The 15,702-nt window shown below is 70.6% G+C and carries 14 protein-coding genes; 6 read left to right on the top strand and 8 right to left on the bottom strand.

Features of this window, described 5'->3' with window-relative positions; all coding sequences use genetic code 11:
• The 6 genes from D7V93_RS19745 to D7V93_RS19720 all read left to right on the top strand — a co-directional run.
• The coding region (locus tag D7V93_RS19745) for a hypothetical protein (RefSeq protein ID WP_244237385.1) at positions 1-447 on the top strand (447 nt) is incomplete at its 5' end.
• Positions 448-563: 116 nt separating this feature from the next.
• Positions 564-995, top strand: coding sequence for a hypothetical protein (locus D7V93_RS19740; protein ID WP_120644896.1), 432 nt, complete (start codon positions 564-566; stop codon positions 993-995).
• A 132-nt stretch (positions 996-1,127) separates the two neighbouring features.
• Complete coding sequence (gene hutU, locus D7V93_RS19735; protein ID WP_120644895.1) at positions 1,128-2,783, top strand: urocanate hydratase; 1,656 nt, start codon at positions 1,128-1,130, stop codon at positions 2,781-2,783.
• A gap of 10 nt (positions 2,784-2,793) precedes the next feature.
• On the top strand, positions 2,794-3,513 hold the full coding sequence (locus D7V93_RS19730; protein ID WP_120644898.1) for a hypothetical protein: 720 nt from the start codon (positions 2,794-2,796) through the stop codon (positions 3,511-3,513).
• 3 nt (positions 3,514-3,516) lie between these two features.
• The gene (gene hutI, locus D7V93_RS19725) at positions 3,517-4,782 is read left to right on the top strand and encodes an imidazolonepropionase (RefSeq protein WP_120644894.1); all 1,266 of its coding nucleotides are present in this window, start codon (positions 3,517-3,519) and stop codon (positions 4,780-4,782) included.
• Between the two features lie 87 nt (positions 4,783-4,869).
• Positions 4,870-5,745, top strand: coding sequence for a class II glutamine amidotransferase (locus D7V93_RS19720; RefSeq protein WP_120644893.1), 876 nt, complete (start codon positions 4,870-4,872; stop codon positions 5,743-5,745).
• A 16-nt stretch (positions 5,746-5,761) separates the two neighbouring features.
• Here the strand turns inward: D7V93_RS19720 and tsaE are convergent, their stop codons facing one another.
• The 8 genes from tsaE to tilS form a co-directional block, all read right to left on the bottom strand.
• A complete protein-coding gene (gene tsaE, locus D7V93_RS19715) occupies positions 5,762-6,238 on the bottom strand; it encodes a tRNA (adenosine(37)-N6)-threonylcarbamoyltransferase complex ATPase subunit type 1 TsaE (protein ID WP_120644892.1) in 477 nt (158 codons plus the stop codon).
• Entirely contained in the window at positions 6,235-7,767 is a 1,533-nt protein-coding gene (locus tag D7V93_RS19710) for an NAD(P)H-hydrate dehydratase (protein ID WP_120644891.1), read from the bottom strand. The genes tsaE and D7V93_RS19710 overlap by 4 nt, the downstream gene beginning before the upstream one ends.
• 14 nt (positions 7,768-7,781) lie before the next feature.
• Positions 7,782-8,156, bottom strand: coding sequence for a holo-ACP synthase (locus tag D7V93_RS19705; RefSeq protein WP_120644890.1), 375 nt, complete (start codon positions 8,154-8,156; stop codon positions 7,782-7,784).
• A gap of 5 nt (positions 8,157-8,161) precedes the next feature.
• Positions 8,162-8,887 carry a pyridoxine 5'-phosphate synthase gene (locus tag D7V93_RS19700; RefSeq protein WP_120613181.1) on the bottom strand — a complete coding sequence of 242 codons (726 nt, stop codon included), beginning with the start codon at positions 8,885-8,887 and terminating at the stop codon, positions 8,162-8,164.
• A gap of 144 nt (positions 8,888-9,031) precedes the next feature.
• The gene (gene glmM / locus D7V93_RS19695; RefSeq protein WP_120644889.1) at positions 9,032-10,426 is read right to left on the bottom strand and encodes a phosphoglucosamine mutase; all 1,395 of its coding nucleotides are present in this window, start codon (positions 10,424-10,426) and stop codon (positions 9,032-9,034) included.
• 167 nt (positions 10,427-10,593) lie between these two features.
• Positions 10,594-11,817, bottom strand: a complete 1,224-nt coding sequence (gene folP / locus D7V93_RS19690; protein ID WP_120644888.1) for a dihydropteroate synthase — start codon at positions 11,815-11,817, stop codon at positions 10,594-10,596.
• A 155-nt stretch (positions 11,818-11,972) separates the two neighbouring features.
• Entirely contained in the window at positions 11,973-13,889 is a 1,917-nt protein-coding gene (gene ftsH / locus D7V93_RS19685; protein ID WP_120644887.1) for an ATP-dependent zinc metalloprotease FtsH, read from the bottom strand.
• Between the two features lie 181 nt (positions 13,890-14,070).
• Positions 14,071-15,438, bottom strand: coding sequence for a tRNA lysidine(34) synthetase TilS (gene tilS / locus D7V93_RS19680; RefSeq protein WP_120644886.1), 1,368 nt, complete (start codon positions 15,436-15,438; stop codon positions 14,071-14,073).
• Between the last annotated feature and the right edge of the window lie 264 nt (positions 15,439-15,702).

The raw sequence follows: 15,702 nt of genomic DNA, 5'->3' as shown, positions 1-15,702 counted from the left end.
CTTCCCCCCATTGGAGTCCACACCATGAACGCCTTCCGTTCCGTCGCCGTCGCCGCGCTGCTCCTGTCCGCTCCCGCCCTCGCCGGGCACAGCATCTGGTCCAACCGGGGCCTGTACATCCAGGACAACGGCGCGTCCTATCCGGCGACGGGCGTCAACATGAGCATCATCTGGAACGAGAGCACGCTGGCCGCCTACGCGAGCTTCCACGGCATCGCGAACGGGAGCACCTATGACTTCAACCTCGTCGGGTCGTCCGTCACGGCCGTCACGGCCTACAACATCAACGGCCTCTGGAACATCCAGCGCGATGGCGTGATCATCTGCGGCGGCTGCACCGGCAGCGTCTACGGCCTGACCGCGCAGCCGGGCACCGGCATCAAGTTCTACGACTCCACCTACCAGTTCCACTTCAGCGCCTACGTGGACGGGCGCCAGGACTACTGACGCACGACGTCTCCCCGGGTAAGCCAGCCTTTCCAGCTTCACCGGGCTCGTGCAGGATGGGTTTCACGCGGAGTGTCCCCCGATGCTCCGCGCTCATCCCCCAAGGAGCATCCCCCATGAAGGCCTTCCGTCCCCTCCTCGCCGCCGCGCTGTTCCTGTCGTTCCCCGCCCTGGCCGCCGTGGGCGTGCACAGCATCTGGTCCAGCCAGGGCCAGCATGTGAAGGACAACACCGCCACGTACCCGGTGACGAGCGCGAACGCGGTGGTCAGCTGGAACGAGTTCACCCGCACCGCGTTCCTCAACTTCCACGGCTTCGCGGGCGGCAACGAGTACGACTTCGAGCTCGTCGGCTCGCCGGCCAGCACGACCACCGCGTATGACATCACGGGTCTCTGGAATGTCCGCCGCAACGGCGCGCTGGTCTGCGCCGGATGCACCGGCAGCGCCTACGGGCTGAACGCGCCTGCGGGCCAGTACTTCAAGTTCTACACGACCGGTGAGGTCTACGGCTTCAGCGCCTTCGTGACGGCGCGCAAGGACTACTGACGCACAGCGTCTATCCGGTCCCTGGAGCCCGGGGGCATGGCCTGCACGGCATGCCCCCGCGACCGGGAGGGTTCGGTTAGGGTGCCCGCCCGGGCGCCCTTCCTCGCGCCCTCTTTTCCAGGAGCCTTCCGCATGTCCCGCATCATCCGCGCCTCTCGCGGCACCACCCTCTCCTGCAAGGGCTGGGTGCAGGAGGCCGCGCTCCGGATGCTGATGAACAACCTCGATCCGGAGGTGGCCGAGCAGCCCGGGGACCTCGTCGTCTACGGCGGCACCGGCAAGGCCGCCCGGGACTGGCCCTCGTTCGACCGCATCGTGTCCAGCCTCCAGAGCCTCACGGACGACGAGACGCTGCTCGTGCAGTCCGGCAAGCCCGTGGGCATCCTGCGCACGCATCCGGACGCGCCGCGCGTGCTCATCGCCAACTCCAACCTCGTGGGCCACTGGGCCAACTGGGAGCACTTCCACGAGCTGGAGAAGAAGGGCCTGATGATGTACGGCCAGATGACGGCCGGCTCGTGGATCTACATCGGCACGCAGGGCATCCTGCAGGGCACCTACGAGACCTTCGCCGCCGCGGGCCGCTTCCACTTCGGCAGCGAGGACCTGGCCGGCCGGCTCATCCTCTCCGGCGGCCTGGGCGGCATGGGCGGCGCGCAGCCCCTGGCCGCCACGATGAACAACGCCGTGTTCCTGGGCGTGGAGATTGATCCGCACCGCGCCCAGCGCCGCGTGGAGACGCGCTACCTGGACGTGGTGGCGAAGGACATTGACGAGGCGCTGGCGCTGGCCAAGGACGCGCAGCAGAAGCGCGTGGGCCGCAGCATCGCCATCATCGGCAACGCGGCGTCGGTGTTCCGGGAGCTGTACAAGCGCGGCATCAAGCCGGACCTCGTGACGGACCAGACGAGCGCGCATGATCCGCTCAACGGCTACATCCCCACGGACCTGTCGCTGGAGGCCGCGGCGGAGCTGCGCAAGCGCGACCCCGAGGGCTACGTGAAGCGCGCGCGCGAGTCGATGATCATGCACGTGCAGGCGATGAACGACTTCCAGGCCGCCGGCAGCCACGTGTTCGACTACGGCAACAACCTGCGCGGCCAGGCGAAGGTGGGCGGCATGCAGAACGCCTTCGAGTTCCCCGGCTTCGTGCCCGCGTACATCCGCCCGCTGTTCTGCGAGGGCATGGGCCCGTTCCGCTGGGTGGCGCTGTCGGGGGACCCGGAGGACATCCGCCGCACGGACCGCGCGGTGCGCGAGCTGTTCCCCCACAAGGCGTCGCTCAACCGCTGGCTGGACATGGCGCAGGAGCGCGTCGCGTTCCAGGGCCTGCCCGCGCGCATCTGCTGGCTGGGCTACGGCGAACGCGCCAAGGCGGGGCTCGCCTTCAACGAGCTGGTCCGCAAGGGCGAGGTGAAGGCGCCCATCGTGATTGGCCGCGACCACCTGGACTGCGGCAGCGTGGCGTCGCCCAACCGCGAGACGGAGGCCATGAAGGACGGCTCGGACGCGGTGGCGGACTGGCCCATCCTGAACGCGCTGGTGAACGCGGTGAATGGCGCCTCCTGGGTGTCGTTCCACCACGGCGGCGGCGTGGGCATGGGCTACTCGCTGCACGCGGGCCAGGTCATCGTCGCGGACGGCACGCCGGAGGCCGCGCGCCGCATCGAGCGCGTGCTCACGTCCGACCCGGGCATGGGCGTCCTGCGCCACGCGGACGCGGGCTACACGGAGGCCATCGACGTCGCGAAGGAGCGGGGCGTGCGCATCCCGGGCATCACCGCCTAGAGTGCGCCGGATGCCAAGCCGGGTCCGCGCGGTCGTGATGACAGGGGTGTTGGGTGTGCTCGCGGGCTGCACGCCCACCACCGCCGGACCCATGGTGATGCGCCTGGGTCCGGGCATGCCCGACGAGCGCTTCTACCAGGTCGGCTTCCGCACCGGCCCGCGCCTCAATGCCCCGCAGCTCGCGGACCGGGGAGAGATCGAACCCTTCCAGGGCGACGCGAAGCCGCTCGACAGCGACCAGTGGGGCATCTCCTATGACGCCGCGCTGACGGTGCCGCTGGGCGAACGGCTGTCCCTGCACGCGGGGCTGCAAGGGGAGTTCTTCCTCGCGCCCGTGCCGGGCTACGGCCTCTACACCGGCCTGTCGTACTACGCCGGCTCGCAGAAGCTGGGCCTGGCGCCGGCCGTCGCGGTGCGGGCCGCGTCGGACTTCGGCCTGGGGGACACGGACAGCACCAGCAGCCTGTTCGGCGTGGAGGGCACCTGTGCCTTCACCGTGCAGCCGGAGGCCGGGATGTCGCTGGGCATCGTCCCGTTCCTGGGCGTGAACCGCTCCCTGGTGAACCCCGGCTCGCAGGTGACGGCCGTGTACTACGGCGCCGTCGTCGCGGCGCAGATCACCCTGGGGGAAGGCAAGTCGAAGCTGGAGCTGTCCGGCGGCTATGGCCGGGCCCACGCGGGCGGCGCGAGCTGGAACGTGCCCGTCGCGGGGCTGCGCGGAGGGCGCTGATCAATGGAACCTTTGGACCTGTGGGTGCGCAACACCTCCGAGGTGCTCACCGTGGAGGGCACGCACCGTGAGCCCGCCGACGTGGCCCTCACCCCGCGCCCGGCCGCCTGCGTGGGCGTGCGCAAGGGCCGCGTGGCCTTCGTGGGCCGGGAAGCGGACCTGCCTCCCGGCGCGCTCACCGACGCGACGGAAGTCATCGACGCCGAGGGCGGCTTCGTGGGCCCGGGCTTCGTGGATCCGCACACGCACCTGGTCTTCGCGGGCGAGCGCTCCGCCGAGTTCGACCTGCGCAACCAGGGCGCCACGTACCTGGAGATCGCCAAGGCCGGAGGCGGCATCGTCAACACGGTGAGCGCCACGCGCGCGGCGAGCGAGGAGGAGCTGGCGCGGCTCGCCCTGCCCCGCCTGGAGCGGCTGCTCGCGCAGGGCGTGACGACGGCGGAGGTGAAGAGCGGCTACGGCCTGTCGCTGGAGCACGAGCTCAAGATGCTGCGTGCGGTGCGCCGGCTGGGCGCGCTGTCGCCGCTGGAGCTGGTGCCCACGCTGTTGTGCGCGCACGCGGTGCCCACGGAGTACCAGGGACGGCGCGGCGAGTACCTGGAGCTGTGCATCAACGAAATCCTGCCCGCCGTGGCGCGGGAGGGACTGGCGCGCTTCTGCGACGTCTTCACCGAGGACAGCGCCTTCACCGTGGACGAGTCGCGCCGCCTGCTGCTCGCCGCGAAGGCGCTGGGCCTGACGCCACGCCTGCACGCGGATCAGCTCACCGCCTGCGGGGCCTCAGCGCTCGCCGCGGAAGTGGGCGCCTCCAGCGCGGACCACCTGGAGCAGGTGACGGATGAAGGCATCCGCGCGCTCGCCGCCGCGAACGTCACCGCCGTGCTCGTGCCCACCTCCACCCTCTTCCTGCGCATGCGCCCCTACGCGCCCGGCCGGAAGCTGCGCGACGCAGGCGTCAACATTGCTTTGGGTTCCAACGTGAACCCGGGTTCTTCCATGACGGAAAACCTGGCGCTGGTGCTGGGGCTCGCCTGCCTGGAGAACGGCCTGACGGCCGCGGAGGCCTACTGGGCCGCCACGCGAGGGGCCGCGCAATGTTTGGGGTTGCAACGACACGGGCGACTGGCCGTGGGTGATGCAGGCGACCTTGTTGTCTTCGGGTGTCGCAGTTACCGACACCTGCCTTATCATCTGGGTATCAGCCACGCGCGGGCGGTGGTGAAGGGTGGGCAGGTGGTGTTCCGCGCGCGGATGGAATGCTGTCCCTGAGTGCGTGCCGCTGAACAACGGGCATCGTCCGAGGGGGCAAGTGGAACTTCCCTCGTGGGCCGGCCGTTGTAGAGATCAGCTGCCACCATGTGCCGACTATTTGGATTCAGATCCGCCGTTCCCGCTGCCGTCCACACTGCTTTGGTGACGGAGAGGAATTCCCTCCTCATCCAGTCACGTGAGCACAAGGACGGTTGGGGCATCGCCTCGTACGGTCCGGAGACCTCCCCCCTCGTCGCGCACGGCGTGGGCCCCGCGCACTGCGACCCCGACTTCGAGCGCGTGTCGAGCCAGGTGTCCGCGCGCACCGTCGTCGCGCACATCCGTCAGGCGAGCGTGGGCGCGGTGGAGATCCGCAACTCCCACCCGTTCCACTACTGCCGCTGGTCATTCGTGCACAACGGCACGCTGCGCGAGTTCGGGAAGCACAAGGCGGCCGTGGAAGCGCTCATCCACCCGGAGCTGCGCGTCAACATCAAGGGCACGACGGACAGCGAGCGCTGCTTCTACCTGTTCCTGACGCGGCTCGCGGAGCGGGGACCGCTCGACGGCCAGGTGCCCGTGCAGTCGATGGCGCAGGCGCTCGCGGAGACGATGACGCTCGTGTCCTCGATGACGGACGTGCCGGGAAGCCGCGAGCCGAAGGAGCGCTCCGCGATGAACTTCCTCGTCACGGACGGCGAGGCGATGGTGGCCACGCGCCGCAACCGCACGCTCTTCATCTCCTCCGGCATCGGCGGCTGCCCCGAAGCGCTGCGGACGCCGAACACGGGTGTGCCGCTCCAGCAGTTCCTCATCGCCAGCGAGTCGCTGTGCGGCGGGCCCCACTGGGTGCCCGTGGACGAGGAGGACGTGGTGGGCGTGGACTCGAAGCTCGTCTTCCACCGCTGGAAGGTGCAGACGCTGGCGGACGGCGTGCTGAACCCGCGCCCGCCGACGGTGCAGCACGGCAGCGCGGCCTGACGGCGCTTCTGCTGCCTCAGCCGAGCCAGGAGTCGAGCAAGGCCGCGGGACGCGCGCCGAAGGCCTCCACTTCGAGGCTCCGCGCGTCCTCCCCTTCATGGCGCAGCGTGATGCGCAGGAAGTCGCGCGGCGCGGCCTGGGGGATGCGGTCCAACCACTCCACCAGCATCGCGCGCCCTTCGCCCAGCAGGTCCATGAAGCCGGTGGCGTAGAGCTCCTCGTAGTCGGCCAGACGGTACAGGTCCGCGTGGTACAGCGGGATGCGGCCGTCGTACGGGTACACGATGGCGAAGGTGGGGCTCGCGACCTCGGAGCGCGCCACGCCCGCCCCTTCCGCCACGCCGCGCACCAGGTGCGTCTTGCCCGCGCCCAGGTCACCCACGAGCCCCACGAAGTCGCCGGGCTCCAGGAGCTGCCCCAGCTTCACGCCCAGCCGGTGCGTCTCCTCCGGGGACGGCGACACGAGGCGCCGCGTGCGCGTGGGCCCGCTCATCGCCCCCACCGCACCCAGACCGAAGACAGTCCCTTGAGCAGGTCCGTGGCGATGAGGCCCATCAGGCCCCTCCGCTCCGCCGCGAGGTCGCCCGCGAGCCCGTGCGCGTACACGGCCGTCCACGCGGCCCGCGGCAGGGGAATGGCCTGCGCGAGCAGCGCGCCGCACACACCCGACAGCACGTCGCCGGTGCCCCCGGTGGCCATGCCTGGGTTGCCGGTGGGGTTGATGAACACGCGCCCGCCGGCCTCCGCGATGAGCGTGCGCGAGCCCTTCAGCACCACCGTGACGTGGAGCGCCGCGGCGAGCTGCCGGGCCATGCCCACGCGGTGGAGCTGCACCTCCTTCGTCGGCTTGCCCGTGAGCTTCGCCATCTCTCCCGGATGCGGCGTGAGCACCACGGGGCCCTTCGCGCGCCGGAGCACGGACAGGTCCTCCGCCACCGCGTTGAGCGCGTCCGCGTCCAGCACCGCGGGCACGTCCACCGCCGCCAGCAGGTCGCCGATGAGCGCGCCCGTCTCCGGTCCCCGGGGGATGCCCGGGCCCATCACCAGCGCGTCCTTGCCCTCCAGCGCGGCCTTGAGCGCGTCCAGGTCGCCCTTCCCCAGCGGCCCGTCGCCGGGCAGCGGGAGGCCCATGATCTCCGGCGAGTGCGCCATCACCGCCGGCAGCGCCTCCGCGCGCGTGGCCACCGTGACGAGCCCCGCGCCGCTGCGCAGCGCCGCCAGGGCCACCATCGCCGCCGCGCCCGTCTTGCCCGGGCTGCCCGCCACCACCAGCACGTGGCCGTAGGTGCCCTTGTGCGAATCCGCGCGGCGCACCGGCAGCGCGTCGCGCGCGTCCTTCTCCTCCACCCGGAACAGCTCCGGCCCGGACACCACGCGCGCGGCCTCGCCACCCAGGGCGATGTCCACGCGCCGCACGTCCCCGCACAGCGACGCGCCGGGCTCCAGTTCGTGCGCGGGCTTGAGGAACCCGAAGGCCACCGTGACGTCCGCCTCCACGCACGGCGTGAAGGGCTCCGCGGTGTCGCTCTGCAACCCCGACGGCACGTCCGCCGCCACCACCTTCGCCCCCGCGCGCCGCCACCGCGCCATGGTGCCAATGGCATCCGCGAAGGCCCCTGCAGGCGCGCGGTGCAGGCCGGTGCCGAAGAGGGCGTCCACCACCACGTCGCCCGGGCCCGGCTCCGGCAGCACCTCGAAGGCGCGGGGCGACTCACCGAAGCCCTCCAGCGCGGTCAGGTTGCGCTTCGACTCCGGGGTGGTCTTCGCGGAGTCGCCCACCAGCGACACCACCACGCGCGCGCCCCCTTCGAGCAGGAAGCGCGCGGCGACGAGCCCGTCCCCGCCGTTGTTGCCCGGCCCGCACAGCACCGTGAAGCGCGCGCCCGGGGCGGCGACGCTCCGGGCGGCCTCCGCGAGCGCGCGGCCCGCGTTCTCCATCAACAGGCCGGAGGGCATCCCGTGACGCTCCTGGGCGGCCGCTTCGGCTTCACGCATCTGGACGGCGGTGAGCACGCGCTGCATGGCTTCAACCCTCCCTACTTCGTCTGGAGCACCACCGTGGCCGCGGCCACGCCCGCATCATGGGTGAGCGCGAGCATCGCGTCCCACCCCCGCGCTTCCATCACCTCGCGGGCCACGCCGGAGAGCACGAAGCGCGGCGGGCCGCCCTCGCGCACCACCTCCATGTCCCGCCAGTGGATACCGGGCGGCACGCCCAGCGCCTTCACCAGCGCCTCCTTCGCCGCGAACCTCGCCGCGAAGGCACTGGCCGCGTCCGCGCGGGGAGCGCAGTAGGCGCGCTCGCCGTCGGTGTACACGCGCGCGAGGAACGCGTCCCGGCGCGGGCCGTCCAGGATGCGCTGGATGCGCTCGATGGAGCAGAGGTCCAACCCCAGGCCGACGATGGGCATGCGGGCTACCCCGGGTCGCGCATCAGGTCCAACATCTCCCGCACCGCGCGCTCGAAGCCCACGAGCACCGCGCGTCCGACGATGGCGTGCCCGATGTTGAGCTCGTCGATCTCCTGGATGCGCGCGATGGCCTGCACGTTGTCGTAGTTGAGCCCGTGGCCCGCCGCGACGCCCATGCCCAGCTTGGCGCTCGCCTTGGCCGCGTCCACGATGCGCGCCAGCTCCCGCGCGCGCTCCTTGTCGTTGCGCGCCTCGCAGTAGCGCCCCGTGTGCAGCTCCACCCGGTCCGCGTTCACCTTGTGCGACGCGCGCACCTGGTCCAGGTCCGGATCGATGAACAGCGAGACGGCGATCTCCCCGTCCTTGAGGTTCTTGATGATCTTCGCGATGGATTCGCGCTGGCCCGCGACCTCCAGGCCGCCCTCGGTGGTGAGCTCCTCGCGCCGCTCGGGCACGAGCGTCACCACGTCCGGCTTGTACTCGTAGGCGATCTTCACCATCTCCGCGGTGGCGGCCATCTCCAGGTTCAGGAGCGTCTGCACCGTGTCGCGAAGGATGCGCAGGTCCCGGTCCTGGATGTGGCGCCGGTCCTCGCGCAGGTGGATGGTGATCTGCCGCGCGCCCGCCAGCTCCGCCAGCGCCGCCGCCGTCACCGGATCCGGGTACACGGTGCGCCGCGCCTGCCGCAGCGTCGCCACGTGATCCACGTTGACACCCAGTCGCTGTCCCATCGACCCGCTCCTCTACCTGGCGCGCGGTGCGGGATTGTCCGGGGCCCGGGCACGCGCCGGCCCCTCTATTCGTGGCCGGCGTCCGGAAGTCAACCGTCCTGCTCGGGGAGCAGGACGGAAGGCACGTCTTTCGAGCCGTCGAGGCTACCCGTTGAGGGCCTTGGACAGCGCCTCGACGATCTCCCGGGCGTAGGCCTCGTTGCGAACGGCGTCCTCGCCCTCGATGAGAACGCGCGCCTTGGGCTCGGTGCCGGAGAAGCGCACCAGCACGCGGCCGGCGTTGCCCAGCTTCTGCTCCACGTTCTTGATGGCCTTCATCACGGTGGGCAGCTCGCCCAGCTCGCGCTTGTGCTTCACCACCACGTTGAGCAGGGTCTGCGGCACGGGCTGGAAGATGGACGCCAGCTCGCTCAGGGGCTTGCCCTGGCGGCACATCACGGCCAGCAGCTGGAGCGCCGCGAGGGTGCCGTCGCCGGTGGTGGTGTGGTTCAGGAAGATGAGGTGGCCGCTCTGCTCGCCGCCCAGGCTGTAGCCGTTGCGGCGCATCTCGTCGACGACGTGACGGTCGCCCACGCGGGTGCGCGCGACCTTCACGCCCCACTGCGCCACCGCGCGCTCCAGGCCGATGTTGCTCATCACCGTGGCGACGAGCGTCTTCTTCTTCAGCTCCTTGCGCGCGACGAGCTCACCCGTGCAGATGGCCATGATGGCATCGCCGTCCACGACGTTGCCCTTCTCGTCCACGACGATGAGGCGGTCCGCGTCGCCGTCCAGCGCCACGCCCAGGTGCGCGCCGTGCTTCACCACCGCCTTGGCCAGGCCCTCCGGGTGGAGCGCGCCGCACTTGTGGTTGATGTTCTTGCCGTCCGGCGACACGCCCAGCGCGATGACCTTCGCGCCCAGCTCCTCCAGCACCGCGGGCGCCGTGCGGTAGGCCGCGCCGTTGGCGCAGTCCACCACGATGGTCATCCCCTCCAGCGTCAGCTCGCGGGGGAAGGTGGCCTTCAGGTAGACGATGTAGCGGCCCCGCGCGTCGTCCAGGCGGATGGCGCGGCCAATCTTGGTGGCCGTGGGGCGGATGTTGTCGATCTCCCCGCTGGAGACCAGCTCCTCGATCTTGGCTTCCGTCTCGTCCGGCAGCTTGAAGCCGTCGCGCCAGAAGAACTTGATGCCGTTGTCCTGGTACGGGTTGTGGGACGCCGAGATGACGGCGCCCGCGTCCGCGCGCATGGACGTGGTGAGGTTGGAGATGCCGGGCGTGGGCAGCGGGCCCACCTGCTCCACGTCGACGCCCATGGAGATGAGGCCGGCGGACAGCGCCTGCTCCAGCATGTAGCCGGAAAGTCGCGTGTCCTTGCCCACGATGACGCGGTGACGGTGGGGACCGCTGCGGATGAGGTACGCGAGCGCGCGACCGAGCTTCATCGCGACCTCGGCCGTCATCGGATAGACGTTGGCGACGCCACGAACGCCGTCCGTACCGAACAGCCGCTCCGTCTTCTGCGCTTCCTTGGGGGGCATGTCCATCCTGTACGCCATGTGTGCCGCTCCACCTTTCCCATTGCCGGATGTGCTCCGGCCACTCTCACGTCCGGGGCCTTATACCCCGTCCGGCACGTGGGCTCGAACCTAGGGACGAGGTGCCACCCAGGCAAGCACCCGGGCGTGCCTGCATGGACGGTTTGTGACACCCGGGCTTGCACGCGTCAGCCGCCGTACAGGTCACCCCCACCCCGGGCCCGTCTCATCGCATCCGCGACCGCCAGTGCGTCGCGCACCTCGGTCACGTCGTGGACCCGGACCACGTCCGCGCCGCCCATCACCGCCATCGCCGCCACCGAGCCCAGCGTGGCCGCCAGCCGTTCGGTGGGTCCCCTGCCGCCCGCCAGCTTCCCGAGGAAGGACTTGCGGCTGGTGCCGACGAGCAGCGGCTGTCCCAGTCCGCGCAGCTCCTCCAGCCGGCGCAGCAGGAAGAGGTTGTGCTCCAGCGTCTTGCCGAACCCGATGCCCGGGTCCAGGAGGATGCGCTCGCGCGGGATGCCGGCCTCCATCGCCTGGACCATCCCCTCCTCCAGGTAGTCCATCACCTCGCCCACCACGTCCTGGTAGTGGGGCGTCTGCTGCATCGTCCGGGGCATCCCCTGGGTGTGCATCAGACAACACGCGGCGCCCGCGGCGGCCACCACGCCGGGCAGCGCCGCGTCGAAGTGGAAGCCGGTGACGTCGTTGATGAGGTGGGCACCGGCCTTGAGCGCCTCGGCCGCCACCGACGCCTTCATGGTGTCCACCGAGATGGGCACCGACGTGCGCGCGCGCAGCCCCTCCACGACATTGAGCACACGCTCCAGCTCCTCATCCGCGGGCACCGGGAGCGCGCCCGGCCGCGTGGACTCCCCGCCCACGTCGAGGAGGTCCGCGCCGGCTTCCGCCAACGCGACCCCGTGCTCCAGCGCCGCGTCCGTGTCCAGGTAGCGGCCACCGTCGGAGAAGCTGTCCGGCGTCACGTTCACCACGCCCATGACGTACGTGCGCGTGCCCCACTCGAACTGGCGTCCGCCCAGCTCCAGCAGGCGGGGCGGCTGGATGTTCAGCACGGCCTCCAGGACGCGGGCCAGGGCATCCGTGCGGGGCGACTTGCGCGCGAGGGTGATGAGCCGCTCGAACTGCTTCCGGCTGCCGGACAGGAGCGAATCCCCGGCGCGCCCGTGCGACTGGCCCGACACCCAGGTCGGGAACTGCTCGCGCTCGCGGGTGCCGTATTCGGGCACCAGTTCGTCCTCGTAGGAGGGCCGGCCGCCCGTGATCAGCACCTGCGCGTGGCCCAGCTCGCGCGACAGGTGCTGGCAGGCGCGCGCGGGCAGGTTCAGACGACGCAGGGCCAGCGACAGGTCGTCGGGACGGTCACGCGAGATGAGGCGGGCACGCAGCACGGTCGGAAAGCCCCTGGGAGCGCGGGAAGGACGCAGGGCCCAGTGTCGCCGCTTCCTTTGGCCCACGAAAGGACGGCGGAAGCGCCAAAGGAAAAGGCCCTCCCCGGCAGTCGCGGGAAGGGCCTTCATCACTTCAGCAGGTGCCTGGGAGGCGCTTACGCCTTCTTCGGCTCCATGTTGGGCAGGCCCTCGAGCGCATCGAGGATCTTCCGCTTGTCCTTCTTCTCAGTCGGCTTCGGCGAGGAGCTGACGCGCGGGGGCGGACGCTCACGGGTGAGCTGGCCGCCCTGCAGGATGATGTTCACGTCCTCGGCGTCGAGCGTCTCGTACTCCACCAGGGCGTCGGACACGCGCTGCAGCACGTCCATCTTGTCCGTCAGCAGCTGCTTGCCGTGCGTGTAGCAGCCCACGACGATGCTGCGCACTTCCGCGTCGATCTGCCGGGCGGTGTCCTCGGAGTAGTCCTTGGACGAGTTGAAGTCGCGGCCCAGGAACACCTCACCGTCGCTCTTGCCGAACGCCAGCGGGCCCATCTTCTCGCTCATGCCCCAGCGGCACACCATGGCGCGCGCCGTCTCCGTCGCCCGCTCGATGTCGTTCGCCGCGCCGCTGCTCATCTCGTTGAACATGATCTCCTCGGCGATACGGCCACCCATCGCCATGGTGATCTGGTCGAGGATCTGCTTGCGGTAGCCGTTCACCTTGTCCTCGGTGGGCAGGGACCAGGTGACGCCCAGGGCCTGACCGCGCGGGATGATGGTGACCTTGTGCAGCGGGTCGCAGCCCGGCAGCAGCTTGGCGAGGAGCGCGTGGCCGGCCTCGTGGACGGCCGTGTTCCGCTTCTCCTTGTCGGTCATGATCATGGACCGGCGCTCCGGGCCCATGAAGACCTTGTCCTTGGCCTGCTCGAAGTCCGTGAGGTCCACGCGCTCCTTGTTCTGGCGCGCGGCCATCAGGGCCGACTCGTTGACCAGGTTCTCCAGGTCCGCGCCCGTCATGCCGGGCGTACCGCGGGCGATGACCTCCAGCTCCACTTCCGGCGCCAGCGGCACGCGGCGGGTGTGCACCTTCAGCACGCCCAGGCGGCCCTTGAGGTCGGGACGGGGAACGATGATGCGGCGGTCGAAGCGGCCCGGGCGCTGGAGCGCCGGATCCAGCACGTCCGGACGGTTCGTGGCGGCGATGAGGATGACGCCGTCGTTGGACTCGAAGCCGTCCATCTCCACCAGCAGCTGGTTGAGCGTCTGCTCGCGCTCGTCGTGACCACCGCCCAGGCCCGCGCCACGGTGGCGGCCCACGGCGTCGATCTCGTCGATGAAGATGATGCAGGGGGCGTTCTTCTTGCCCTGCTCGAACAGGTCGCGCACGCGGCTGGCGCCGACGCCCACGAACATCTCCACGAAGTCCGAGCCGGAGATGGAGAAGAACGGGACGCCTGCTTCACCGGCCACCGCGCGGGCGAGCAGCGTCTTGCCCGTGCCCGGAGGCCCCATCATCAGGACGCCCTTGGGGATGCGGCCGCCCAGCTTGGTGAACTTCTTGGGGTCCTTGAGGAAGGCGACGATCTCCTCCAGCTCCTCCTTGCACTCGTCCACACCGGCCACGTCCGCGAACGTGACCTTGTTGTGGCTCTCGCTGAGGAGCTTCGCCTTCGACTTCCCGAACGTCATCGCCTTCCCGCTGCCGCCCTGGAGCTGGCGCATGAAGAAGATGAAGAACAGGAACAGGAACACGACGGGCATCCACTGCCCGAGGATGGTCAGCCAGAGGCTGTTCTGCTCCTCGCGCTCGTACTTCACGTCCACGCCGGCGGCGCGGAGCTGGTTGAGCACGGCCACGTCCGGCGGCGGGCCCGTGGTCCGGAACTTGTCGTTCGAATCGTTGAACGTTCCGGAGTAGGTGTTCCCCTTGACGGAGACGGCCCGGACCTTCTTCTCCTCCACCTTGGTCAGAAGCTGGGTGAAGGTCGGTTCCTGCACCTGATCGTTGCCTTGCGAGAAGAAATTGTAGAAGGCGACGAAGAGGACGATCAGGATGACCCAGAGCCCGATGGTCTTGTAGGTCGAACGCACGTTTCAGCTGCCCTTTCGGTACTCGGCGGGATGAGGGCCGTGCCAGGAAGAACCCCGGCGATGTTCGTCATGTGCCCGGCGCCCGCCAGTGTGCAGGCCAGCGACGGACCGTATCAGCAACAGTAAAAAGCCCTCAACTATTTAGGGGTCCGCGACCATCCCCTGTTTCGAATCATCGACTCTATAACGGAGGGGTCTTTCGTTCGCTTGGGCCCGGCGGCGTCGCCCAGAGCGACTGTCGGGAAGCCACCTCGTGCACGTCCTCCCCCAAAGCCGCGGGGGGCGCGAGGACGCCCGGAAGCCACAGCAGCCCGCCTCGCGCGTCCACCAACACCGGCTGCGCATCGCGCGCCTCCGAAGGAACGCGGGCATCCACGAGCACGTCCTGCACCTTGCGGTGCCCCGAATGCGTCCGGATGCGATCCCCCGGCTCGCGGGAGCGCACTGTCAGCGGCCACGCCGTCTCCTTCCCCAGCGCAATGCCCAACACGCCCGGGGGGCTGGATCCTTCCGCCACCTGGAAATGCCATGCGCCGAAGTCGCCCGCCGCGCCGGGCCCCCCGAGCATGAGCGCCCCGGGCGGCGCCTCCGGATGCCGTCCCACGCAGCGCACCCGCCCCCCGGTGGCCTTGAGCCGCGCTCCGCCGCTGAGCGCCGTGGAGGCTCCCCGGCGCACCGCGTCCAGGCCCCGCTCCAGCGTGGCGTGGTCCACGCGGAGACCGGCCATGCCCAGCAGCCGGGCGAGCACGCGGCGCTGGAGGGGAGGCTCCAGCGCGCGCAGGCCCACGGCGTCCAGGCCCCCTCCTGGCAGGGACAGCCGCTCCCAGGAGGCGTCCGCCAGCCGGGCAAGCAGCGCCTCGTCCTCGGCCGCGAGCCGGGCGAAGTTCGCCAGGTGCTCCACGGTGCTGAACCCCGCCGCTTCATCCAGCGCGGGCAGCGCGCCGGTGCGCACGCGGGTGCGGAACAGCGCCGGGTCCGCGTTCATCGGATCGCGCACGAAGTCCAGGCCCTCGGCCCGCAGGAACGCGAGCACGTCAGCGCGGGAGCACGCGAGCAGGGGGCGGATGAGCGTGGCCGCCTCCGCGTGGATGCCGCGCGCGCCCCGGAGCGCGGTGCCGCGCGCCAGCCGCATCAGCAGCGTCTCCGCCTGGTCGTTCATCGTGTGGCCGGTGGCCACCGCGTCCAGGTCGCGCTCCTTGCGCAGCACCTCCAGGGTCGCGTAGCGGGCCTCGCGGGCCCGGGCCTCCACACCGGGCCCCGGCGACAGCGCGAGCTTGCGCACGTGGCAAGCAAGCCCCAGTCGGGCGGACAGGCGTGCGACGGCCGCCACCTCCTCCGCGGCCTCCGCCCTGAGCCCGTGATCGAACGTGGCGACCTCCACGCGCAGGCGCAGCGAGTCCCGGACGCGCGCGGTGCCCGCGAGCAGCGCGGTGGAGTCCGCGCCCCCGGAGACGGCCAGCAGCACCGAACGCGCGGCGAGGCCGTGGTCGGCGTAGGCCCGGGCCAGCAGGGCAGGCAGCGGAGGGCGTTCAGGAGACTCGCGGGGCATGGCACCAGCGAAGGAATGGAGGGACGGGTGACCGGGTTACAGATTCGCGGTGGCAGGAAGGTGGTGGGGCCGGATTCCATGATCCCCACAACGGGCGGACACGGGGCGGAAATAGAGCGGTGCCCCGGGGTTGTTGGTCGGACGTTCTTGATTTCATGGTGTTGGGCCTAGGGGTCCCCCCCCTCCCCCTCTGGGCCCACGGGGCCGCTTGGAGATTCGCTCCTGGCGGTCCCTCTTTCCGAAACGCCCCGGCTTCCTCCATGG

The organism is Corallococcus llansteffanensis (genome assembly GCF_003612055.1).
Taxonomy (GTDB): domain Bacteria; phylum Myxococcota; class Myxococcia; order Myxococcales; family Myxococcaceae; genus Corallococcus; species Corallococcus llansteffanensis.
The sequence above is the reverse complement of the archived record's forward strand: the minus strand, read 5'-3'. Positions and strand labels throughout refer to the sequence as shown.

Coding starts and splice junctions, on each gene's coding strand:
- hutI (WP_120644894.1), top strand. CDS start 3,517: ATGGAACCTTTGGACCTGTGGGTGCGCAACACCTCCGAGGTGCTCACC.
- tsaE (WP_120644892.1), bottom strand. CDS start 6,238: ATGAGCGGGCCCACGCGCACGCGGCGCCTCGTGTCGCCGTCCCCGGAG.
- tilS (WP_120644886.1), bottom strand. CDS start 15,438: ATGCCCCGCGAGTCTCCTGAACGCCCTCCGCTGCCTGCCCTGCTGGCC.
- D7V93_RS19700 (WP_120613181.1), bottom strand. CDS start 8,887: ATGGGACAGCGACTGGGTGTCAACGTGGATCACGTGGCGACGCTGCGG.
- D7V93_RS19730 (WP_120644898.1), top strand. CDS start 2,794: ATGCCAAGCCGGGTCCGCGCGGTCGTGATGACAGGGGTGTTGGGTGTG.
- D7V93_RS19710 (WP_120644891.1), bottom strand. CDS start 7,767: ATGCAGCGCGTGCTCACCGCCGTCCAGATGCGTGAAGCCGAAGCGGCC.
- D7V93_RS19740 (WP_120644896.1), top strand. CDS start 564: ATGAAGGCCTTCCGTCCCCTCCTCGCCGCCGCGCTGTTCCTGTCGTTC.
- D7V93_RS19720 (WP_120644893.1), top strand. CDS start 4,870: ATGTGCCGACTATTTGGATTCAGATCCGCCGTTCCCGCTGCCGTCCAC.
- glmM (WP_120644889.1), bottom strand. CDS start 10,426: ATGGCGTACAGGATGGACATGCCCCCCAAGGAAGCGCAGAAGACGGAG.
- hutU (WP_120644895.1), top strand. CDS start 1,128: ATGTCCCGCATCATCCGCGCCTCTCGCGGCACCACCCTCTCCTGCAAG.
- D7V93_RS19705 (WP_120644890.1), bottom strand. CDS start 8,156: ATGCCCATCGTCGGCCTGGGGTTGGACCTCTGCTCCATCGAGCGCATC.